At 70.6% G+C, this 2,623-nt stretch carries 2 protein-coding genes, 1 pseudogene and 1 riboswitch; all 3 genes and pseudogenes read right to left on the bottom strand.

Translation table 11 applies throughout. The annotated features are described in order from the left end of the window. A pseudogene (locus Q0Q23_RS19955) lies at positions 1 to 833 on the bottom strand (glycine dehydrogenase (aminomethyl-transferring)); the annotation flags it as partial. 14 nt (positions 834 to 847) lie between these two features. Then, a complete protein-coding gene (gcvH, locus tag Q0Q23_RS19950) occupies positions 848 to 1,222 on the bottom strand; it encodes a glycine cleavage system protein GcvH (RefSeq protein WP_241702274.1) in 375 nt (124 codons plus the stop codon). 1 nt (position 1,223) lies between these two features. Beyond that, positions 1,224 to 2,408, bottom strand: coding sequence for a glycine cleavage system aminomethyltransferase GcvT (gene gcvT, locus Q0Q23_RS19945; RefSeq protein WP_295128515.1), 1,185 nt, complete (start codon positions 2,406 to 2,408; stop codon positions 1,224 to 1,226). 67 nt (positions 2,409 to 2,475) lie between these two features. After that, positions 2,476 to 2,590, bottom strand: a riboswitch (glycine riboswitch). Positions 2,591 to 2,623: the final 33 nt, after the last annotated feature.

The raw sequence follows: 2,623 nt of genomic DNA, 5'->3' as shown, positions 1-2,623 counted from the left end.
CCGCCGAAGCCCATCGGGACGCCGAAGCGCTGGCTGGTGCCGACGGCGACGTCGGCGCCGAGCTCGCCGGGCGAGGTGAGCTGCGTGAGCGCGAGCAGGTCGGCCGCGGCGACGACGACCGCACCGGCGGCCTTCGCCGAGGCGATGACGGCGGACGGGTCCCAGACGCGCCCGGAAGCGCCCGGATACTGCACGAACAGTCCGAACGCCTCCCGCAGCTCGGGAGCGTCCGCCGGTGTCGAGGAGAGGTCGAGCACGACGAGCTCGATGCCGACGGCCTCCGCCCGGTTGCGCAGCAGGGCGAGGGTCTGCGGGAAGGTGTCCGCATCGACGACGAACGTCGAGCCGGCTGCGGCCTTGGAGGCGCGGCGAGCGAGCAGCATCCCCTCGACCACGGCGGTGCCCTCGTCGAGCATCGAGGCGTTGGCGGTGTCCAGCCCGGTCAGATCGGAGACCATCGTCTGGAAGTTGATGAGCGCTTCCAGCCGCCCCTGCGAGATCTCGGGCTGGTACGGCGTGTACGCGGTGTACCAGCCCGGATTCTCGAGCACGTTGCGCTTGATCACAGCGGGGGTGATGGTGCCGTAATAGCCGAGCCCGATCAGGCTGCGGTTCACGGTGTTGCGGGCGGCAAGCGCTCGCAGTTCGCGGAGCGCCGCGCGCTCGCTGATCGGAGCGGGCAACGCCGAGACGCGCCCCGGGGCGATGCGGATGGAGTCGGGTACCGCGGCGGAGACGAGTGCCTCCACCGATTCGTAGCCGAGGGCGGACAGCATGGACTGCTGCGCGTCGCCGTCGGTGCCGATGTGACGCGTCTGGAACAGGTCGCTCATGTGTCGGGGAAGCCTTACTCGCCCGTGAGGGCTTTGTACTCGTCGTAGGAGAGGAGGCCGTCGGGGAGGGCGCTGAAGGTCACCTTGATCAGCCAGCCCTCGCCGAACGGGTCGCTGTTGACCAGCTCGGGCGCGTCGACGACGGCCTGGTTGGCCTCTGCGACCGTGCCGTCGACCGGGGCGAAGAGCTCGCCGACCGACTTGGTCGACTCGATCTCGCCGACCACCCGGCCCGCCGCGACATCGCTGCCCTCGGCGGGGAGCTCGACGAAGACGACGTCACCCAGCTTCTCGGCCGCGTAGCTCGTGATGCCGACGGTCGCGGTGTCGCCGTCGACCAGGAGCCACTCGTGCTCGGCGGTGTACTTGAGGTCGTGCTCTGCGGCCATGTCAGCCGTCCTTTCTGGGGGAGGTTTTCTTGCGGCTGTAGAAGGGGAGGGCGGTGACCGTGAACGGGAGCGCGCTGCCGCGCACGTCGACGTGCAGTTCGGTGCCCGGCCGGGCGAACCGCGGTGCGACGTACGCCATGGCGATCGGGACGCCGATCGTGGGCGAGAGGGCGCCGGAGGTCACGACCCCGACCTCCTCGTCGGCGCCGTCGACGGCGGGCGCCAGGACCGGGTAGCCGGAGCGGGCGGCGCGCTTTCCCTGGCCCATCAGGCCGACGAGCACGCGGGCCTCGGCGTCCGGACCCTCCTCACTCGCCGCGCGGCCGACGAAGTCGCTGTCTTTGGCGAGGTTGACCACGCGGCCGAGCCCGGCCTGGGCCGGCATCGTGTCGCGGCCCAGCTCGTGGCCGTACAGCGGCATCCCGGCCTCGAGCCGCAGCGTGTCGCGGCTCGCAAGCCCGGCCGGCACGAGTCCCTGTGCGGCGCCCGACTCGAGCAGCGCGTCCCACAGTGCGCGGGCGTTGTCCGGGGCGGTGTAGAGCTCGAAGCCGTCCTCGCCGGTGTAGCCGGTTCGCGCCACGAGCACCGGGTGCGTCTCGAACTCGGCCGGAACGCTCCAGTAGTACTTGAGGTCGGTGACGCGCTGGGCGAAGTCGTCGCCCTCGAGGTGGAAGCCGGGGGTCGCCAGCACGACGCTCAGCGCCGCGGGACCTTGCACCGCGATCAGCGCGATGTCGTCGCTCTCGTCGTAGACCTCCACGTCGAACGGCGCCGTGCGATCGCGAAGCTCCTCGGCCACGGCCTCCCGGTTGGACGCGTTCGCCACGACCATGTAGCGGTCTTCGCCGGTGCGGTAGACCACGAGGTCGTCGAGGATGCCGCCGGCGCGCGACAGCAGCATGCTGTACTTCGCCTGGTCGATCGCCAGAGAGGACAGCTTGCCCGCGAGCGCGTAGTCGAGGGCCTGACCGGCCTCCGGGCCGATGAGGACGATCTCGCCCATGTGCGACAGGTCGAAGAGGCCGGCAGCGGTGCGCACGGCGTGGTGCTCGGCCAGGTCGCTGGAGTAGCGGACCGGCATCTGCCAGCCGGCGAAGTCCGTGAAGGACGCCCCGGCGGCCGTGTGGGCGTCGTGCAGCGGGGACGTGCGTTCCGCTGCGTTGGTCTGGCTGTCCTGCGAGCTCATGAGTTCTCCGTTCGCCGGCCGTCGCCGGAGGGATGAACGGCAGCGCGACGAGCGCTGACGTGTGAAGAACTCCCCCTCTGTCATCCGGCCTGAGAGTTTCACCACGACCGTCGGAGGCGGTCGTGGCTTTCACCGTGGGCGAGGTCAGCGCGTGCGCTGCCCTGCTTTTCAGAGTGGCCAGTCCGATGCGGTACGCGTACCTGAGAGATTGTCGG

Source organism: uncultured Leifsonia sp., assembly GCF_945957465.1.
GTDB lineage: Bacteria > Actinomycetota > Actinomycetes > Actinomycetales > Microbacteriaceae > Leifsonia.
The sequence above is the reverse complement of the archived record's forward strand: the minus strand, read 5'-3'. Positions and strand labels throughout refer to the sequence as shown.

What these genes read in the sequence shown, in the direction of transcription:
- gcvT (WP_295128515.1), bottom strand. Translation starts at nt 2,408, where the DNA reads ATGAGCTCGCAGGACAGCCAGACCAACGCAGCGGAACGCACGTCCCCG.
- gcvH (WP_241702274.1), bottom strand. Translation starts at nt 1,222, where the DNA reads ATGGCCGCAGAGCACGACCTCAAGTACACCGCCGAGCACGAGTGGCTC.